We start from the raw sequence: 19,157 nt of genomic DNA on the forward strand, positions 1-19,157 counted from the left end.
TCCGTTGCCCAGCTGCAGAATCCGCCGAAGGGCACCTCGGAGGAGGTCATAGGAATCGTTCCGTCCCAGTCCCGGCCGTGCTCGGCGCAGAGGAGGACCCCGGCAAGGTTTGGGTGACGGTAGGCCGCAATGCCTGCATAAGGAGGTGCGGGGGCGGGCTGCGCGCTCATGGCTGGTCCTCCCGGCGGCGGGGTCGTCACCTCACCGTACGCGCGCCGGGTGGCCGTGGATGCGGACATGACCGGATCCCCCTCCTACGGGGTGCGCAGGGTGCGGGCGACGGCCTGGGCGTGCTCGGGCAGCGGCATGCGGTCGATGCGGTCCGCTGCACGCCGTTGTCTGCTCAAGGCGGCCACCGACGGCCCGAACCCGATCGGCCTCGCCTTCACCGGCATGAGCAACCCCGTGCAGATGGCCTCCTTGCCGGGTATCGACAGCACCCCCATCCTGATCAGCGAACCGGCATCCGGTGTTTCTCAGAAGCCGTTGCTTTTTCCGGAGCTGATGTGTGTGTTTCCGCAGGTCAGGTGTGATGTGCGCGATGTCAAGGCAGGCTGGGGCCGTCTGATTCGTCGTGGATGACGTGAGGTGGCGGATGCCGTCGATGCGGGCTGTGATGGAGAGCCGTGAGAGGGCCGCGCTGGCGCGAGTGGAAGAACTGCGTGCCGAATTGGAGCGGGTGCGGGCGGCTCTCGCCGACGCGGAAGAGGTGCTGATCCGCCGGGTGATCGGCCTGGAGGAGTATCTCGAGACGCTGACCCAACTGGGAGGCCGAGCCCGCCGAGGCTTCAGGGCCGTCCGAGCCTGAGCCTGTTCGTGAGCCGGTGGTGGACGACGCGGCGGCCCCGTCGACGGCCAGGGCTCGGCGGGTGGTGGCCCGCAGGAAGGACGGGGTCGAGGTTGACATTCTCGGCCCGGACTACCGACGGATCATGGCCGTGCTCGAAAAGGCGGGCGGTGACGGATTGTCGGCGCGGCAAGTGGCGGTGGGCCTGGGCTAGGACGTTTCGGTTCCGGCCCGGGTGGAGGGTGCGCGGGGCAGGCTCAAGCGGCTGGTCGAGCGGGGCTGGCTGGCGGAGAGCCGGCCGGGTATGTTCACGCTGCCGCAGCGAGATTCCGCCGTTGCTGCTGGCGGCGGGTGGCGTGGCGGGCGAGGCGGCGGCTCATGACCATGGTCATCGACCACAGGACGAACGCCTCGCTGGTGTCGGAGCGCCGTTCGTAGTCGCGGGCGAGCCGCCGGCTGCGCATCAGCCAGGCGAAGGTCCGCTCGACGACCCATCTGCGGGGCAGGACGGTGAACCCGCGGCTGTCGTCACTGCGTCGGACGATGTCCAGGCGCAGGCCGAGCCGGTGGGCGGCTTCGGTGAGGACGTCGCCGGTGTAGGCGCCGTCCGCCCAGATCAGCCGGAGCCGGCGGAAGCATTCCCGCAGCGCGGGCAGCATCCCGCAGGCGGCGTTGCGGTCCGTCACCGACGCTGGGGTGACCAGCACCGCCAGGACGAGGCTGAGGCAGTCCACGACCAGGTGCCGCTTGCGTCCGTTGACCAACTTGCCGCCGTCGAAGCCGCGGGAGGCCGCGCCGACCACGGCGTCCCCTTTCACCGACTGCGAGTCCACGATCCCCGCGGTCGGCTCCGCGTCCCGGCCCTCCGCCTCGCGGACGCGTTCCCTCAGCCGGTCGTGGAACTCCCTGATCAGAGCGTTGTCGCGCCAGCGTCGAAAGAACGCGTAGACCCGGTCCCAGGGCGGGAGGTCCGCCGGCATCGCCCGCCACTTGATCCCGTTGTCGACCAGATACCGCACCGCGTCGACCATCTGCCGGTGGCAGTAGCTCTCCGGCCTGCCTCCCCGGCCGTCCATCCATGCCGGGACCGGCAGCATCGTCCGCACCACGGCCCACTCCGCGTCCGTCATGTCCGACGTGTAGCGAGGCCGGCGGCCTGGTTTGTCGGCCGCGTTCCCGAACCTGTGAGCAAGACAGTCACACCCCGGGGTGAACAGGCTGGACTCCACCGGAACGACCACGTACAACTGCGACAACAGGGCCTCCTGGCGCTCGGGCTTCGACAACCACGAGCTGTTCAGGAGGCCCTTCCTTCATGCTCTGCCAACCGCGAACTCACCCGATCCGGGCCCCGTTCGCACCTGCGGGCCGTGCGCCTGTCAGTCAGAAGGGCGGTTCGAGATCGCCGCGGCCATCGCTATGTGGCCCGCAGCCCCAGGGCTCCTCCTGGAAAGGTTCAATGTCGGTGACGTCGTGGCCCCATGCTTCGAGGGCCTTCCAGGCAACGCGCCGGTTAGGCTCGTCGCTGCTGGTGTCTAGGATGCGGCGCGCGTGCACGGCGAGGTGATCGCGGTGCTGGGCGAGCGCGGGGTGTTCGGCGAGGATGAGCGCGGCGAGGCCGGCGGCTTCGCGCACGTCCTCGTGACTGTCCTGCAGGAAGGGCTCGATGGCTCGATACAGCATCGGGCGCAGCTCCCGGAAGGCCGCCAGCGTGGTGTCGTGGGTGAGGAAGCCAGGGAAGTACTGCTCGGTGCGGTCGACAATCTCGTCGGAGGCGTCGTAGGCCGTGGAAACCAACCAGTTCAACCATGTCGCGCGGATGGGGACGTTGCGATAAGGCCGGAGGGTCATGGCCGCCGGGTGGGTGAGGATGCCGGCGACATACATGGCGACGGGGGCTGTGGCTTCGTAGATGCTGTTCTGGTGGCCGACCAGCTCACTCAGTTCCGACAAAGCGGTGACCTGCACCTTGGGATCAGGCTCCAGCAACCGTGCCAGGATTTTGGGAAGGCACTCACCGTTCCCGAAAGCCGTCTGGAGCGAACCCCAATCAGTCTCCGCTAGGACTACCTGGTACGGCGGCAAGTCAGGCTCGCGGGGCGCCCCGGCCTTGGAGCTGCTGTGGTTCACAGGCCAAACCTAGACCAGACTTCTGACACGATTCCCGTGCGGGCCGGTTAGAAGCCGCTGTCCTTCCGAGAGTGACGGGTGCGTTTGCGCTGGTCAGGTATAGGGTCGGTGTTTCGGCGGCAGAGACGAGGTGTTGTGTCGTCTCTGCGGTGGAGGTGCCGGGATGCCGTCGGTAGGGCCTCCTGGTGTGCTCAAGGTCTCGACAACCCCGAGCTGCACCAGAGGCTCTTTCTTCATGCACGGACAGACCGAAGATCGCCCGACCGAGCCGCCGCATTCGAACCCATGCTCACCAAGATCGGTACGACAACGGCTTCTAAGACATGTCTGCGGGATCTTGGCAACAATCGCGAGGCACCGACAGCGGGAAGCGTTCGCAGGAGGAGTCACTGGTCGGGAAGGCCGGCACCCAGGTATCCGCGCGCCGGTCGGCGCGCAGCCGGGCGAAGATTTCGGCCGGCACCCCGGGCGCGGAGGCGTACTGCGTGATGAGGGCGTGGTCGGGCTGCGCGCTCATCGGCGGGTGCTCACCGAGCGGCAGGGGGAACGACTCCCGCAGTGGCTCGAAGCCGTCCACCGGGACGATCTTCCCAGCCCCCACACTCTCGCGGCCGGCATCGACCGAGACCGCGACGCCGTCATCGCCGACCTGACCCTGCCCCGGAGCTCCGGCGTTGTCGAAGGGCACGTCAACTGGATCAAGATGCTCAAGCGCCAGATGTTCGGACGCGCCGGCTTCACACTGCTCCGCAAGCGGGTCCTCCTCGCCCCGTGACCGATGTCAGTGGCTCCTGGAACCACGCCTTCGTCCAAGACAGCCGTATCAGAAGCCATGCGTGGGAACGTGGGGAACCGGCCCGTTCGACAGCGACCTCGCCGCCGACGCCCTCGTCGCCAGCACCCTCCCAGACAGCCCCATCGTGATCGACCCCGATGACGGCCCCAGAACCGCTGCCCAAACTGCCAGCCTCCCTTCGCGCGTCGGCGAAACTCGCACTGGACCGGGTTCTCCAGGACGGATCAGAACTGACAACCGGCTGGGTGGACAGCGCTGACGCCAACCAGTGGCGCCAGGAAGTGCGACAGATCCTCCTAGCACTCGAACCGCTCACCCCGCTGTGCCGGAGCACGGTGAAGTCACCGCGCTCCGGCCAAGGGCAACGTGGTGGGATTCGAACCCACGGCCTCCGACCGGCGCCGGGGAGCGCCGGCCGCGCGAGCGGGTCCTGCTCCTCTGGATCACTGCGCGTAGGAGACCGGCTGCAGGGGCACCCCCAGAGCGATGCGGGCCTCCTTAAAGGCCTCGTCGGCGGGGTCCGGCAGCCGGCAGGCGTGGCGGAGGGCCACCTGCATCTCCTCCAGCCCGTCGAAATCTCGTGCAGCGAGGCCTTGTCGTCGGGGACGGCCGTCCGGGCCGCCCACCCCCGCAGCGCACGCAACGCGGTCTCGGCTTCGGCCGCGGTCGTGTTCGCCGCGGACACCGAGCAGCCCTCGCCCGCGAGGAACGCACCCGCCTCGGACTCGGGACACCGACACCCCTGCCGGCCTGTCCGTACCCACGAACAACCCGTGTCCGCCGCGGCGGGCGAGGAAGACCACGACACGGGAACGGTCCTCCCCGGCCGCGACGTCCTTGGCCGCGGGGACAGACGCACCGCTTTGATGGTCCACAGCGGTGTGGGGGGCGGAAACGGTCAGACGTCTTCCGCCCGTGCACGCAGCTCCGCCAGGCCCACGGGCCCCTCGGTGTCGCCCAGCGCTCGTCCCGTCAGCTCCGTGAGGGCCTGGCACGGTGACAGCCCCCGATCGGAGGCAGAGCGCAGGCGGTCCAGCCACGTGAGCGCCGTCCGGTACCTCTCGTCGTCGTCGAGATCGAGGGGCTCGAAGCTCGCCGCGGGCTCGGTCTCAGAGGCCCAGAGATATCCGAGCACCCCGCGGTCGTCGGTCACCGGCACGTACCGGACCTCGCCCGGCACCGAGCGTCGGTATCCAATGTGCCCGAAGCCGGGGGCGTGGGTGAAGACGTCGTACCGCCGGGGGATCTCGTACCGGGACCAGGAGTCGGACGGAGTTCCGTCCTGGTCGACGTGGGGAACGACGCCCGTCTCCGTCGGCGTGCCGAAGTAGGTGGGGTCCTCGGGGTCCAGGTCGGATCCCAGCACTTCGGTGAGCTCCGCGAGCACGGACGCCAAGCGAGGCGCGTTCGCCTCGTAGACGGCGGACTGGGCACGGCCTCGGAGGTCGTACTGCATCCAGGCATCGGAGTATGTGACCAGATCCACTGTGGCGAAGCTGGGGTCCACGAAGACGGTCAGGTCGAAGATGCCTTCCGTCCGGATCTCCTGCGCACCGGTGGACAGCGAGCCGGCCACGGTGCACCGGGCATCCACCGATCCGATGCGACCGGGGCGCATGGCAGACCTGATCGCGCCAGCCAGTTCCTCAGCGGATCCGGCAGCGGTGAGTTCGCTCTGGAACAGCGTGCCAGCCGGTGTGCCGGCCTCGGAGATGGAGAGACGGAAGGTCGGCTCGCCGAGCGCGAGCCCGTACGAGGCCAGCACGGACCGAGCCGCCATCAGGTCTCCGAGGCACCGGACCAGCGGGTCCACATCCTCGATGAAGTCGCCCCACGTCCATCGGGCGACCGGCGTACTGGCGATCACGGTGCCACCTCCGGCATGAACTTACCGTCCCGGGGGACGAATATGACTCCGTCCGGCGTGCGAATGACGAACTGCACACCCTTGGTGTCGTACTTCTCCTGAAGACGGGCGAGTTGCGTCTCCATCTCGCCCCTCGGAATCTTGGAGTCGATCACGAAGGTCTGCACGTCCGCGTTCGAGTCCAGGAGCTGATGGATGCTCTTGAAGATGCGCTGGACCGACTTCCCCGCGATGGGCGACGACTCCGGTCCTGTCATGTCCTTGAACTGCCAGCCGTGAACCCGGCCGTCCGCGTCCCTGGCCATCACATCGAGATCGGTCTTTTCGCCTGTGAAGACACCGGGCCTGATCTCGTTCCCGCCCTGCTTGACCTCGAAGGAGACATCGGTGACACCACTGTCATGCAGTCGGTTACCCAGACGCATCGCCTCGAGGCTGCCCGGGATCTCGGAAGGCCGGACGAGGTTGGACACCACGGTCTTGAAGCCATCGGCGTCCGTGAAGCGGCCCGAGGCGATGGTGTCGGCCATCTCCTTGCCGAAGGGGGACTCCGACAAGGTCTTCAGGACCGGTTCGATGTCCGGATGCTTGACCTTGACGGCGCGTATCTGGTCCCGAACCTGCTGTTCCAGTTCGCTGCCCCGCTGGAGCGGGCCGGTTCCGTTCTCGGGCCGCTCCCAAGCGGCAGGACCGTTCGGTCCATCAGGACCAGCGAGCCCACCGGTGCCCGGACCGTCGCCGTGGCCGCCGCCCGAAAGGGTGTCACCATGGCCACCGCCTGTGGGCGGGGGCTCGTGGTTGCCGTCGCCGTGGCCGCCGCCCGGGCCGTCCGCGTGGCCCGCCGTGGACGGGGGCTCCGGGTGGCCTCCCGTACCCGGGGAGTGGTTGTCCGCGCTGTTGCGCGGCATGCCGTCCGGGTTGTGGCCGCCCGGGGTGTGGTCGCCCGCGCGGCCCGTGGGGGTGTTGTCGAGGCCGTGGGCGCCGTTGTCCACCGTGCGGACCGGGTCGGAGATGTCGCTGCCGACGCGGACGACGTCGTCGCTGCGGCCGCCGACTCCCGCCAGGACCGGGGTCTCCCGGCGGACCGGGACCTCCGTCCTGGGGGTCTTCGCGCCGGTGTCGATCTTCGGGGACAGCTCGGGCGTGGCTTCGCCGGCCTTCTGGTAGAGGCTGCCGTCTTCCTTGTAGAGGTTGCCCGCCTCGTCGGCGTACTTCGCGGGGCCATCGAAGGGCCACTTGACCGTGCCCGGGGGCAGGGAGGCAGTGCCCTCGGGGAGCTTGATGATGTCGTCGGAGACCTTCATGGCCCCCTCGGGTGTCGGGGTGCCCTTGGGAAGCTGAATCGTTCCGTCAGGCAGTTCCACGGCGCCGTCGGGCAGGCTGAACGCCCCTTCGTCGATCTTGGGGACTTCGACCTTCCCCATGTCTTTCAGACCGGCCATCACGTCACCGATCTTCGAGACACCGGCTCCGGCGCCCTTGAACACGTACGTCATCGGATCGATCGCTCGACCTGCCTTGCCCGCCAGCGACAGCGTCTTCGCCGCAAGGCCCGCCTTACCCGCACCCGCTGCTGCGCCACCGGTGCCGCCGGTGAACACCGTCGTCACCACGTTGAACGTGACCGCTCCCGCCGCGCGGGAAGGGTTGGAACCCCACTGGTCCCACGCCAGGAGCGCCTTGCCGGTTTCCTTCATCGCCGTCCGTGAATCACGGATCCACGGCGGCAGGTCCTTGTCGTCTGCGAGCCAGAACACGGCCGCCGCCGGCGTCGCGGTGATGACCACCCCCGTCGCGAGCTTCCCCAGCCCCGTCCACGCCTGGCCCGCCGCATCCCAGCCGTCGAACCCGACCAGCGTCCCCAGGCCCTTGATCGTGCCCCACACGCCGTCCACGAAGACGCCCTTGCCGAAGTCGTAGAGGTGCTCCCACACCTGCCACGCCGGAACGGACTCCTCCACCGCGTCACCCCACGGCAAGGACTTCGACTGTTTGAGAGCCTCGGCGTCGTAGCCGTACATGCCCTCACCGTTGGAGCCGTCGTTCACCTTCAGCGGCGCGCCGCACACCAATGCCACGATCTTGTCGTGCGCATGCCGCTCCGCCGTCTGGAACTGCGCCCACACCTCTGCGATCTCGTTCCGGCGGGCGAGGTTCTCGTCGATGAGATCCTCGTCCTCTATCCAGTCCTCGTCGCGGGAGACCTTCGACTGGAACGACGCCGCCTCCGCCTTCAGTTCCTCCAGCTTCTTCACCAGAGGCCGGATCTCCTGCGCGTAGGCGCCCAGGGCCCCCGCAATGGTGCACATGTCGCTGCTGAACGACAGCGTGATGTCCACGACCGGCTTTGTCACCGCGAACAGCTGCTCGGCCTCGGGAGCCTGGTAGTACGCCGACATCCCGCCGAACGTCGTATGGACCGACGAGCCGGCGTTCGCCAATGCGCCCCCGTCCGCCGACAACGCCTTCACCTTCTCGTCCAACACCGACAGCTGACCCGTAAATACGGGCACATTGGCGGCGTCGACCGGCGCGTTGCTCACTTCGCGCCTCCCGCAGCGTCCTTCAGCTGATCCAGGCGCACGCTCTTCGCAGCGTCCTGGGCCTGCTTGGCGGCCTCCAGGTCACCTTGGATGTACTCGTTCGTCGCCTTGCCCGCGCCCAGGATCGCGGCCTGGATGCGCTCCGCGACGGACTTGAGGTCCGTCTGCCGCTTCTCCAGGTACTGACTGAGCGCGGCGCCCACCGGTCCAGTGCTGCCCCGATGCGACAAGGGCACCTGCCCGGTCGCCACCGGCCCCTGCATGGCGGCTGACGGCACCTTGGCCGCCGAACCCGGAATCGCCGTACCCGCCGCGTACGCGGCCTCCGCCATGTCCGACATCAGCTTGTTCAGTGCGTGCTCCACATCACCTGCCCGCTCACCGGTGAGCTTGAGCTGACTCTGCACACCTTGCGGCTTGATGTCCCACGACGTCATGGCTCCCCCGAAGCTCCGACATGCTCACCCCTTACGAGGCGCACTTCCAACCCAGTTCCCCGGCGCGGCGCTCGTCCGCCGCGGGGCCGGCATCAGGCTCACCGGACACTGCGCCCCACGACGACATCACCCTCCCCGACACTCGAACGATCGCAAGTATGATCGTTTCTATCAATCTACATAACTAATGCAACCAGCAGCCGACGAGCTGTGACATAAGCCTGACAAACCCGCAGGGCCGTCACTCACCCTTCAGGTGGCGCACCAACCGCTCGAAATCGCTCCACGCCGAAAGGTCCGAAGGGTCCCCCGGGAAGGGGTAGTAGAGTGCCGGGCGCGCCTTCGGCCCCAGCATGACCGGCTGCACTGACAGCGGCGTTCGCCGTGCGCGGTCGTCCGGCATCGCCCGAACCTCCTCGGATCCCAGGACGAACGCCAACGGCACACCGGGGCCCTCGAAACGGGCCGGTACCGCCAGATCACGGCGTGCTTTGCGGAGCTGTACGAGCATGGAGCACAGGTGGTGGCGGGTGGCGAGCGCCTCCGCCAGCCGCGGCAGCACGTCCAACGGCACTTCCTCGTGGGCCCCGTAGCCGAAGGCCAGCGTGACGTCCTCCTCCACACCCGCCTTCGTACGGGTCACCCGAACCCCGGCGAGTCCCGGCCGCGACGGGGCTCCCACGACTGCGAACCAGCTCGGCTCGGGCGACCGGGCGTGGGCGACCTCGGTCAGTCTTTCGGGGGACCAGGGCAGATTGGCCGGTTCGGCGGTGGACCAGCCGGCCGGCGCTCCGCCGGTGAGCTCGCGCCAGACCGCCTCCAGGGCGCCCCCGAGAACCAGCCGATCGTCGGCGGGGTGGATCGTCCGGAACGAAATGGCGAGTTGGTGCTCGCCCGTGTCATCGAACTCCTGGAACGAGGCCGCCACCGGGGTGTGCATTTCGCCCCCGCCCCCGTCCGGGTCCGGCTGCACGACCGGCGCGAACATGCCCTCCTGCCAGCGCAGCACCGCGCCCGTACGGCCGTCGTAGTACCCGTCCCGCGCGTCCCTGACAACCCAGCGCGATGGCACGCCGGGCAGGGCGTCACGCACGGCCGGGGTGAGAGTGCTGCTCGCCGGGCTGACGATCTGGAGTCCGCGCTCCGAGGCTGCGGCAGCCCGGAAGGCATCCGAGAGCCAGGCCGTCATCGCGACGACCGACCGGTCCGTGATCACCACGGCAACCTTGTCAGTCAGGACGTCCACGGCGGGTTGCGCGGCGGCTGGCGCAGGAGCTATGCCCACGCCTTCGGATGGGACCACTGCCACAGAGAGCGCGGCTTCCGGCGGCCAGGCCATGCCGCCGGTCAGCGCAGCAACCCGGGCCGCGAATGTACCTGCCAGCCGTTCCGCCTCCGCGACGCCGGTGGTAGCGCGGGCCTCGGTCCACCAGAACGGCACCGGCGGTTCCACGGCCCCAAACAACCGGGCTGCCTCGCCCGGGACTTGTATGAGCATCGGCGCCTCGACTGCCACGAGCGGCCGGCCCTGGGCATCGCAGAGCTGCACGACGGCGCCCTCACAGGTGGTGTCCACGAGCTTGTCGGGTCCGCCGGATAGAAGCCCAGCCAGCACGCTCCAGGCGTCCGGCATCCGCGGGGAGAGGGCTATGACGTCCGTGGTCATGTGGTCGTACGGTCCTTAGGTCTGGCGGTTTCGGCACTCGGTCTCATACACCGTGTGGTTCAGGCGGTAAGTCTGCCCCTCGGGCGCGTGCACATCTAACCGAGCCAGACGATGCCCAGCACGGAGAGCCGTCGGGAGAGGCGGCTCGCCACGGACGCGGCGCGGACGTCCTCACCCTCGGAATAGCCGACATTCCACTGCGGCCAGCCCCACGCGGACATCTTTCAAGATCGGAAAGACAAACAGCCTCTAAGAGGTCGTTTTCATCTTTAGTGCCTGGCTTTCGGGCGATTTCAGGGCGTGTGATCGCGGTGCGGTAGTGGCCAGAGGTGTACTTGATGGCTGTGGGTCGTGTGGGGTGACGGGTGGGACGGAGTGGGTCTTGTTCCTGTCTCATCCCAGGAAGTCCGCTCTTGGCGGCCTGCGTGCTTCCGTGGTCGCTGCTGTGCGCCTGGGCGCACTCGGTCTGCGGCGGTACGTCGAAGGTATGGCGAAGCGACGTGCGTATCCGAGTGATCTGTCCGATGCCCGCTGGGAGTTGATCGAGCCTGTGCTGGCCGCGTGGCCTTTCGAGCGCCGCGGCCGGGCCCTGGACTTCGGCCGGCCGCCCGAACACGACCTGCGCGACATCATGGACGCGATCTTGTATGTCGACCGCACCGGGGTCCAGTGGCGCTACCTCCCGCACGACTTCCCGCACTGGAACACCGTCTACGGCTACTTCGCCAAGTGGGCCGACGAGGGTGTATTTGCCCGGCTCAACGGCCTGCTCCGGCAGTTGCTGCGAGAGAAGGAGGGCCGGGACGCAGAGCCAACGGCCTGTGTGATCGACGCCCAGAGCATCAAGACCTCCACCAGCGTCCCCGCTGCCGGCCAGGGAATCGACGCCGGCAAGAAGATCGTCGGCAGGAAGCGGAGCATCGTCACCGACACACTCGGACTCCTCCTCGCCGTGCTGGTCACCGCGGCCAGCGTGCAGGACTTCGTCGCCGGCACCTCACTGCTCGACCAGATCGCCGTCGAACACCCCGGCATCCGCAAGGTGTGGGTCGACGGCGGTTACCGCCAGCGCCTCGTTGAGCATGCCGCCACCCTCGGCATCGACATGGAAATCACCACCCGCAAGCCCGGGAACAGGGGCTTCACCCCCATACCCAAACGGTGGGCGGTCGAGCGGACCTACGGCTGGCTCATGCTCCACCGACGCCTTGCCCGCGACTACGAAACCCTGCCCACCCGCTCCGAAGCCGTGATCCACATCGCCATGACCGACCTCATGGCCCGCCGCCTCACCAGCGAGAACACCATCTCCTGGCGCGACCCGAAGAAGTCCCCAGAACACCCGATTCCTGGATGAAACATCAGGCGAAAACGACCTCTAAGAAACGCTACGGTCTGACGGATGCGCTGGACGACCTCGCTGACGCGAGGGACCCCGTCGAGCGTCTGGCCGTGGCCGGGTACGCGGTCAGCGCCGCCGCCGATCTGCTCTGCGACCACCATCACGCGTGGATCGGCGGCGGAAAGTGGTTCCCCCGCCGCCTGTTGGAAGCCGACCCAGAGCGCGGAGCCGCCCTTCTCGAAGGACACCACCACTTGTGCGGCTCAGGCGAGCCCACAGCGCTGATCAGCGCAGCGTCAAAGGTGCTCGACCTCGTCGGCGGCCCTCTCCGCGAGGGCTACCGCAAAACCTGGCACGGCACCATTGACTCGGTTGCCGCGACACGCTAACGCAGACTGCAAACACCGCAGCGGACATCGGACAGCTGGCAACCCCGTCTGCCCCCTCTTCCGCGTTGCCGTCGCCGACGACGCCCGTGGGCATCGCGGTGGATTCGGGGCAGGGTCACGAAAGAGGCGCCTGGCGGGCGTCGGCCCGCCAGGCGCCTCGGTGCGCTGTCAGCGGTTCAGCAGGCGATCGTGGATCCGTCCAGAGCGGACTCCACGGTCACCACGTACTCCTTCGGCCCGTCGGCCCCCACCCGGAGCAGCGCCGGCTGACCGGCCACCTCCTTCTGGAAGCACATACCAAAGCCGCTCCGGAGCCGGTCTGGGGCCTGGGCCCGGGTGCCGACCGCCTTCCATCCTTCCTTGCCTGCGGTGTCCCAGTAGTGGGCGGCCAGTGACTGGGCGTCCAGGCCGTGGGTGTAGCCGCTGTCCGCGGCGACCCAGGGGTCGCCGCTGTCGTCCATGCACTCCACATTGGTCCGTTCCGCCACGGGCGTGGCACCGGTCGGGGCGGCGGGCGCCGCGGCCGAGACCTGGGCCATGCGTTCGACCGCCCTCGTCTCCTCGCACGAGCCTTCCGACCCGTAGAAGAGCACGTACAGCGACCCTGCCAGCAAGGCGAGGATGAGGGTGGCGGCCAGGCCCAGATACATCCCGCGACGCGGGGACTGTGTCGTGTTCATTGGGTTTACGACCAACTCGTCTTCAGGATGCGCCTGTCGATGTATACGAGCGCATAGTAGTAGAGGTTCCACCAGAAGGTGCCTGCGTAGTACCACCGCAGCATGCTCCACCAGTTCCGCACGGCGAAGCTCCGGGCGACGCTGTTGTTGTGCTGGTCGATCTTGGTGTCGTCACCGCTTTCGCCCCACTCGTGAGCGTCTCCCAGCCGCTTGGCCGCTCGCGCGCCGAAGAAGAAGGTCAGGCTGGTCTGCCACATGAAGTGCCGGATCGCGTTGTTGACCCGGCCCTTGCGGAAGGTTGCGAGCAGCATGCCCGAGATGGCCGAGGCCAAGGCGCAGCCGCGCCATCCGAGCGACCTGCAGGCGTTGGCCTCGATGATCTTCTTGCGCCAGGACTTGGAGATCCGGCCGTCCAGGTCCTGCTGGTTGACGGGGTCGGCGTTGGCGTACTCGTACGCGTTCGCGCTGCCGCCGTAGACCGGGTCCGCGGAAAGGAAGCGGCCGGTGGACGGGTTGTAGAGGCGGGCGCCCATCAGGGTCAGACCGCTGGGCGTCTCGCTGGAGCGCTGGTGACCGCCGAGCCAGCCGTAGCGGGCCGAGGCCTGTCCCGCGCGGGGCTTGCCGTACTCGTCGGTGTCCAGCACCAGGGGCGGCTGGCCGGCGGTCAGCGGGAGCTGCATGGCGACGGATCCCTGGATCGTCGTCAGGTGCAGGACGACGTCCCCCGTCTTGCTGGTGGTGGTCAGGCCGCCGGCGGAGGCGACGTTGCGGGTCACCGCACCGGTGGCGGTGTCCTCGACGATCCAGCGCGGGTTGTCCGTGTCGTCACTGTAGTGGTTGACCCGGGACGCGGTCTGGGTCCACACCGAGCCGTTGTACGACTCCTTCGTCCACCCTCGGTAGCGCTGGGCCGCGTCGAGGCCCCAGGTCTGCCGCTGGTTGGACAGGGTCTGCTGGCGGGTGCGGTCGCTGTTGTAGTAAGCGACGGTCCCGTGCCCCGGGACGGTGGTGGTGCGCCCGAACTCGTCGTAGGCGTAGCCGCTGTCGACGAGCCGGTCGGCGCTGTCGTAGGTGTGGGTGGTGGTGGTTCCGCCGGTGGCCGGGCAGTCGGCGCCCGGGGTGCCGGCGGCCGTGGTCAGGCCTGTGCGGTTCGAACGGCCGTCAAAGGCGTAGGTGCGCCGGGTGCAGACGGTGTCCGCAGTGTCCTCGACGGAGGCCAGGCGGCCAGCCGTGTCGTAGCGGAACCGCTGGTCGGAGATACCGGAGTGTGTGGTGATCTGGCCGTGGACGGATTCGTTCACGGTGTCGCTGTAGACGACGGCCGAGTCGCTGTCGCGCACGTAGCTGCGCTTCGTGGCGTCACCGCCCGGGTCCGTGCTGATGTTGAGCGTGTACCCGCCGGGCAGCTTTTCGCTGCGGACGGCGCCTGCGGCGTCGAACGACGGCCGGAACTCGCCGGCGACCGAGTCGGTGGTCTTCGTCGGAAGGCCCCGGGGTTCGGCGGCGTGGTCGTAGGTGAAGGTGACGGTCGACGGCACATTGTCCGTGATCTTGGTCGGACGGTCGAGCAGGTCGTACTCGGTGGTGGTGACACCGCCGTCGGCATCGGTGTAGGAGATCGTCCGGCCAAGCTTGTCGAACTGCTTGACGATGGTCCCACCGGTGGGCGAGGTGTTTTTGACGGCCCGGCCGGTCACCGCGTCGTACTCGGTGGTGGACTCCGGAGCTGCCGTGCCGGTGCCGCCGGTCGTGGTGACCTTGGTCGTCCGGCCGGCCGCGTCGAACTCGGTGGTGGTGGTCCGCGTGGACCCGTTCACTGTCTCGATCCGCTTGGCCGGGCTGCCCCACCAGTTGTACTCGGTGGTGATGGTCGCAAGCTTGGTCGGGTTCGACCCGCCTCCGGTGATGTCGCCGGCCGGACCGACCGTGCAGACCAGGTCGGCCCACTCGGGGCGGCCCTGGCAGGTGCCGGTGCCGGTCGCCGACCAGTACGTGGTGACGCGGGTCGAGGCGTCGCTGCCGTTCGATCCGTGGAGGAGCTGCTTGGAGACCCGGTTCTTGGCGTCGTACTCGGTCGTCTCCGTGATGGCCAGGCCACCAGGGTCCCTGACGGTCCGGATCGGCAGGCCCCTGAGCCAGTCATACACGGTCTCGGTCGCGCGGGGCTCACCGAGTACTGTCGGGTGCTCGCGGACCTGGGCGCCGACGGTGGCCTTGGTGACCTGGTCCTTGACCCTGGCGGTGCCGTTGGTGGGCCGTCCGGCGTCGTATTCGAGGATGGACCGGTCACGGGCGGTGACCGAGGTGCCGGTCGGAACCAGCAGGGTCTCACCGTTCTTCAGGTCGGCGGTCAGGTCTACACGCCGCAGCGGGCCGAGCTTGCCGAGTTCCCGCACTCCGGCCGCGTCGAACGTGGTCGCGGTGCTCAGCTGGTGGGCGCGCTCCGCGCTGGTGAGCTGGCCGATGCCCAGGTTCGCCTGTGCGGCCTGGTCCGCGGGGCTCGTGCCCAGCGCCAGGGCCCGGTTGGCGGCCGAGAGCTCGCGGACGGTGTTTCCATACCGGTCGTACTCGGTGGTGGTGATGTGACCGCCGGGTGACGCGCTGTTGACAGGCCGACCGGAGGCGCCCAGGTAGGTGACCGACGCCCGCGTGTAGGCCGAGGCGGCGAGTGCCGAACCGGAGTGGGACGAGGGGACTGCGTCGGCGGGGAACAAGGCGGTCGCGTCGGTGGGCGCGCTGGTCTGCCCCCAGGCCTTCACGTCGGCCGTGCCCATCGGGTACGGGGCCGCGCCGCCGGTGAGCGGGACGCCGTAGACCACGCTGGTGGCCGAGGTGCCCTGCTCCTCGCCCGCCGTGCCCGGCTTCAGACCGGCCCGGGAGGCCTTGAGTAGCATGCCGTCACCGGCCGTGGGCGAGGATCCCGCCTGGCCGTACGTGAATGACCAGGGCAGTTCGGACTTGGTCTGCAGCCAGTCGATGCGGTCCGCGGCGTTGTACGCGTACTGCGCCTGGGTACTCTGCGCCAGGTTGGGGTCCCACTGCTGGCGGAGGTTGCCGCCGGCGTCGTAGCGGTAGGTGGAGACCGCCTTCGAGGTGGCATTCGCGGCCCCGGGCTCCGTGGACCACAGCCGGATCTCCTTCACCTGGCCAGCGAAGTCGCCGAAGTCGGCGGAGGTGCTGTATCCGGTGGCGGTGGTGGCAGTCGCGTAGACGAACTCCAGCGAGCGGCATCCCTTGGTCTGCGGGGTGGTGGCGCAGACCGACGTGGTCACGGCTGAGGTCGGAGCGATGACCCGCTTGGGGCGGGCCAGCTTCTTGGTGTCGACGGTGACCGTTTCCGAGACCACGGTGGTGGTCGAGTTCTCGACTCCGCTGACCAGGGTGCTGGAGACCTGCCAGGTGGTCATCGCCGGGTCGCCACGGGTGAACTCGGTGACCGTGCCGCCGTCGTCGGTCAGCGTGAACGAGCCGCTGAGGCTACCGGTCAGGGTTATGCTGCCGGCGCCGGGCTCGGAGACCCAGCCGGTGCGTGCCGCGTTGGCGGTGAAGTGCAGCGCGTCACCCGAGGTGGTCACGACGTCCACGGCCGTGTCCGAGACCCGCGCGACGTGCGAGTAGTCGGACTGGACGAGCTCGGCCGCCGTGCCGGAGGCCCACTCCTGGCCGAAGATCGCGGCCTGGCCCTCCTGCTTGATGCCCTTGTGAGGGTCGCGCGAGGACGTGGTGCGGGAGACGGACATGCCGAAGGCGGACACGTCGGTGGCCGACACCTCGTAGTCGCCGGTCAGCAGGTTGAGCGTGCCCGGACCGACCGGACTGGTGGCGGCGCCGCTCGCGTTGCGGTCGACGACTACGGCGAGGGGCTGGGTGGCGCCGGTGGCGCTCGCCGGGCCGGTGAAGTCGGCCTTGATCTGGACGCTGCCGTCCGGGTCGACCGTGTCGGTGGTATTCCAGACCAGTGCGGGAGTGCGCCCCGAGGTCATGGACACGGGCCAGGCCGTCAGCGGCGTGCCGCCGTTGGTGACGTGCCCCGGCGGAATCTGGACCCAGGGGTCGGCCTCGGAGCGGCGCCAGGAGAAGGACGCCGCGTTGAAGGCGGCGCCGTCCGCTTCGGCGGTCAGGGGAAGCCGTCGGGCCGTACGCTCGCCGTCCTCAGGCTGGACGAAGCCGCCCGGCCCGGCGTGGAACTCGTACTCGACGGCCTCCGACTCGTTGTCGGCCTTGTCGACGGTGCGCACATGGAGGGTGTGGGTTCCGTTCGACGGCGGGGTGACGGACAACGTCCGGGTGCCGGCGGCACCGTCGGTGGGCACGCGCGTCCACTCGGCGGCGTCCAGGGACCATTCGAGCCACTGGTGATCCGTGCCGGCGGGCGGGGAGACGGTGAAGTTCCCTGCCTGCCCGGCGCTCTTGACCCAGGCGTTGGACGGGTAGTCCGTCGAGGTCAGCCCGGTGGGGGCGGAGGGGGCGGTGGTGTCGACGGTGAACGTCTTCCAGGCCGACCAGCCAAGGTTGTAGTGGGTTCCGTCGTACGGGTTGGAGCGGAACTTGTATGTCTTGCCGTTGGTCAGCACACCTGCCGGAACGGTGACCGAGGCAGCCTCGCCGGAAGCGACGAAGGGCGACACGATGACGTTGCCGACCTGGGTGTTGGTGGCCGAGTCGAAGATCTGGAAGGTGCCGTTGACCTGGTCGCCATTGGCGTCGACGAAGGTGTCGCGCAGGGTCGGGGTCAGGGTGTTGACGGTGTAGGCGCCGCCGTAGGAGAAGAACGGCGGGCCGGCCTCCTGCTTGGTGCCCGTCCGCGGCCGGTAGTTGTAGGTGACGGTCAGCTTAGGGACATTGGAGGCGGCGTTGGAGGAGTTCACCCGCTTCCACTGCTTGATGTTGTTCTCGTCCGTGGCCCGCAGGCCCATGCCCGAGACCGCCCACTTGTTGTTGGACCAGTGCTGGACCAGGCTGGTGACGTCGGCGTTGATCCAGCCGTCGGGCTGGGTGGCGCAGCCCGGGTTGCCCTTGGTCTCGGTGGAGGTGGCCATCTTGGTGACCATCGCCGGCTGATTGGTCCAGCGGGAGGCGGTGGAGGCGTTGTTGGCGGTCCACACTTCCCAGGGCTGAGCAGTGCAATCCGTGTTGCCGGAGTGGAAGTTCCACAGCGACAGTTTCGCGTCCGAGATCAGCGCGTCGGCGACCGGAGCGGTGTTCCAGGTGATGAAGGAACGCGCCGTGCGCCAGGTTCCGTCACCGTTCTTGGTACCGGGGTTGCCGAGGTCCAGCTCGGTGTCGTTGGACCAGTCGACGGTCTCGCCCTGCTGGACGTAGGTATCGAAGAGGTTGCCCAGCGAGGACGTCGAGGGGTCGACGGTGACAGGGTACTTCGTCGCGGGGTCCGCGAGGAAGGCCGCGTCGGGGGTGATGACCAGGTCGACGCCGTCCTTGGTCTTGACGACCTTCATGCCGACCTTCGCCCGCCGGGTGTGCTCGCCGGAGGCGGCGTCGACGGTCGCGTCCCACATGACCGGGGCCGGCATGGTCGCGGTCTTCTGCGACTTCTTGTCGGTGAAGAGCACGCTGCCGTCGGGCTGCTGCTCGACCTTCAGGCCCATGGTCTTCAGGGGCAGCGTGTAGCCGAAGCCCGCCTCGGGCTTCGCCTTCAGTTCGACGAACTGCTCGAAGCCGGTACGGGTCGCCTCGACGATCAGGTCCGCACCCGGCACGGCGCCTTCGTACGTGGCCTTCGTGCCGTCCAGCTTCGGGGCCGGCAGGCCGCCGCGCCACTGGAGCGTGATCGCCTCGTCGCCGGTGCCCAGTGTCACCAGGTCCGCGGCCGCCGTCGTGTCCCCGGCCGGCGGGGCCGACTTCAGGAAGGGCACCTTCGAGGCGGTCTTCCCGGACAGGCGCAGGCCCTGCGGGTGGGCCTTGGAGGCGACCGAACCGTCGGGCCCGGCCGCGAGGTTCACATCGACGTCGCGCCACTGGCCCGTGGCGGGGTCCTTGAACCGGATCGGGCCGGCCGCGATCTCGGTGGTCAGCGACCCGTCCTGGTTGACATACGTCGTGGACGTCTCGGAGCGCTCCGAGAGCGCCTCCACGCGGTGCTTGTACAGACGCGCGGCCACCCGGGCGGACGGTATGTCCGCCGCGGACTGCGCGGTCTGCGGGGCCTGCTTCGCCTTGTCGGCGCCGGGGGCGGGGGCGGCTATGGCGGCCTCGGCTCCGTAGATCGTCGACACGGTCATCACGACAGCCAGCGCGGCGGCCGTGGCACCCAGCCCGGCCGGTGCCCTGAACGGCGACCGGACGCGCCCCGCAGGCCCGTCCGCTCTTCTTCGGTAACGCAAGATCCCCCCAGGGGATGACGATTCGACCACCTGCACATCGCAAATGATCACTGCCTTGAAAGTAGCCGTCCCTACAAGGTCTAAAATCGTCACCAAATGAACAAAGTGATTCTTTCCCGTGAGCGGAATGGCATCTCATTTCGGTCACGAGGCGCCCGTTCGGCCGAGTCACACCTAAC

The 19,157-nt window shown here is 68.6% G+C and carries 15 protein-coding genes and 1 pseudogene; 7 read left to right on the forward strand and 9 right to left on the reverse strand.

Going from position 1 to position 19,157, the window contains the following annotated elements; genetic code table 11:
• The first annotated feature begins 237 nt into the window (after positions 1 to 237).
• Genes OHA91_RS00085 through OHA91_RS00095 form a run of 3 tightly spaced genes read left to right on the forward strand, consistent with a single transcriptional unit; the run spans position 238 to position 1,001 of the window.
• A complete protein-coding gene (locus OHA91_RS00085) occupies positions 238 to 582 on the forward strand; it encodes a hypothetical protein (protein ID WP_328738219.1) in 345 nt (114 codons plus the stop codon).
• A gap of 13 nt (positions 583 to 595) precedes the next feature.
• Positions 596 to 808: a hypothetical protein gene (locus OHA91_RS00090; RefSeq protein WP_328738220.1), complete on the forward strand. Its 213-nt coding sequence runs from the start codon at positions 596 to 598 to the stop codon at positions 806 to 808.
• A 16-nt stretch (positions 809 to 824) separates the two neighbouring features.
• Complete coding sequence (locus OHA91_RS00095; protein WP_328738221.1) at positions 825 to 1,001, forward strand: hypothetical protein; 177 nt, start codon at positions 825 to 827, stop codon at positions 999 to 1,001.
• 94 nt (positions 1,002 to 1,095) lie between these two features.
• On the opposite strand, the gene OHA91_RS00100 is transcribed toward OHA91_RS00095, so the two are convergent.
• The 3 genes from OHA91_RS00100 to OHA91_RS00110 all read right to left on the reverse strand — a co-directional run bounded on the left by OHA91_RS00100 (position 1,096) and on the right by OHA91_RS00110 (position 3,434).
• Positions 1,096 to 1,917, reverse strand: coding sequence for an IS5 family transposase (locus tag OHA91_RS00100; RefSeq protein WP_328738222.1), 822 nt, complete (start codon positions 1,915 to 1,917; stop codon positions 1,096 to 1,098).
• A 253-nt stretch (positions 1,918 to 2,170) separates the two neighbouring features.
• Entirely contained in the window at positions 2,171 to 2,917 is a 747-nt protein-coding gene (locus OHA91_RS00105; protein ID WP_328738223.1) for a hypothetical protein, read from the reverse strand.
• A 316-nt stretch (positions 2,918 to 3,233) separates the two neighbouring features.
• Positions 3,234 to 3,434, reverse strand: a complete 201-nt coding sequence (locus OHA91_RS00110; protein ID WP_031155483.1) for a hypothetical protein — start codon at positions 3,432 to 3,434, stop codon at positions 3,234 to 3,236.
• Positions 3,435 to 3,440: 6 nt separating this feature from the next.
• Between OHA91_RS00110 and OHA91_RS00115 the strand changes: the two genes are divergently transcribed.
• Together OHA91_RS00115 and OHA91_RS39765 are read left to right on the forward strand one after the other, a co-directional pair.
• Positions 3,441 to 3,692 carry an ISL3 family transposase gene (locus OHA91_RS00115; protein ID WP_031155486.1) on the forward strand — a complete coding sequence of 84 codons (252 nt, stop codon included), beginning with the start codon at positions 3,441 to 3,443 and terminating at the stop codon, positions 3,690 to 3,692.
• 158 nt (positions 3,693 to 3,850) lie between these two features.
• A pseudogene (locus OHA91_RS39765) lies at positions 3,851 to 3,979 on the forward strand (hypothetical protein); the annotation flags it as partial.
• A 632-nt stretch (positions 3,980 to 4,611) separates the two neighbouring features.
• Here the strand turns inward: OHA91_RS39765 and OHA91_RS00120 are convergent.
• From OHA91_RS00120 to OHA91_RS00135, 4 genes are all read right to left on the reverse strand, one after another.
• Complete coding sequence (locus tag OHA91_RS00120) at positions 4,612 to 5,580, reverse strand: hypothetical protein (protein WP_328738224.1); 969 nt, start codon at positions 5,578 to 5,580, stop codon at positions 4,612 to 4,614.
• Entirely contained in the window at positions 5,577 to 8,123 is a 2,547-nt protein-coding gene (locus OHA91_RS00125) for a hypothetical protein (RefSeq protein WP_328738225.1), read from the reverse strand. Before OHA91_RS00125 ends, OHA91_RS00120 begins: the two co-directional genes overlap by 4 nt.
• The gene (locus OHA91_RS00130) at positions 8,120 to 8,560 is read right to left on the reverse strand and encodes a DUF6507 family protein (RefSeq protein WP_031155492.1); all 441 of its coding nucleotides are present in this window, start codon (positions 8,558 to 8,560) and stop codon (positions 8,120 to 8,122) included. Before OHA91_RS00130 ends, OHA91_RS00125 begins: the two co-directional genes overlap by 4 nt.
• Positions 8,561 to 8,801: 241 nt before the next feature.
• Positions 8,802 to 10,226 carry a DUF6177 family protein gene (locus OHA91_RS00135; RefSeq protein WP_328738226.1) on the reverse strand — a complete coding sequence of 475 codons (1,425 nt, stop codon included), beginning with the start codon at positions 10,224 to 10,226 and terminating at the stop codon, positions 8,802 to 8,804.
• 487 nt (positions 10,227 to 10,713) lie between these two features.
• On the opposite strand from OHA91_RS00135, the gene OHA91_RS00140 reads away from it, so the two are divergent.
• Together OHA91_RS00140 and OHA91_RS00145 are read left to right on the forward strand one after the other, a co-directional pair.
• Positions 10,714 to 11,583 (forward strand): IS5 family transposase, encoded by an 870-nt coding sequence (locus OHA91_RS00140; RefSeq protein ID WP_328738227.1) that lies wholly within the window; start codon positions 10,714 to 10,716, stop codon positions 11,581 to 11,583.
• Positions 11,580 to 11,957: a hypothetical protein gene (locus tag OHA91_RS00145; protein WP_328738228.1), complete on the forward strand. Its 378-nt coding sequence runs from the start codon at positions 11,580 to 11,582 to the stop codon at positions 11,955 to 11,957. Before OHA91_RS00140 ends, OHA91_RS00145 begins: the two co-directional genes overlap by 4 nt.
• A 176-nt stretch (positions 11,958 to 12,133) precedes the next feature.
• On the opposite strand, the gene OHA91_RS00150 is transcribed toward OHA91_RS00145, so the two are convergent.
• Both OHA91_RS00150 and OHA91_RS00155 read right to left on the reverse strand, forming a co-directional pair.
• On the reverse strand, positions 12,134 to 12,637 hold the full coding sequence (locus OHA91_RS00150) for a hypothetical protein (protein ID WP_328738229.1): 504 nt from the start codon (positions 12,635 to 12,637) through the stop codon (positions 12,134 to 12,136).
• A 5-nt stretch (positions 12,638 to 12,642) separates the two neighbouring features.
• Positions 12,643 to 18,876 (reverse strand): DNRLRE domain-containing protein, encoded by a 6,234-nt coding sequence (locus tag OHA91_RS00155; protein ID WP_328738230.1) that lies wholly within the window; start codon positions 18,874 to 18,876, stop codon positions 12,643 to 12,645.
• Positions 18,877 to 19,157 lie beyond the last annotated feature (281 nt).

Source organism: Streptomyces erythrochromogenes (assembly GCF_036170895.1).
Classification (GTDB): Bacteria; Actinomycetota; Actinomycetes; order Streptomycetales; family Streptomycetaceae; genus Streptomyces; species Streptomyces erythrochromogenes.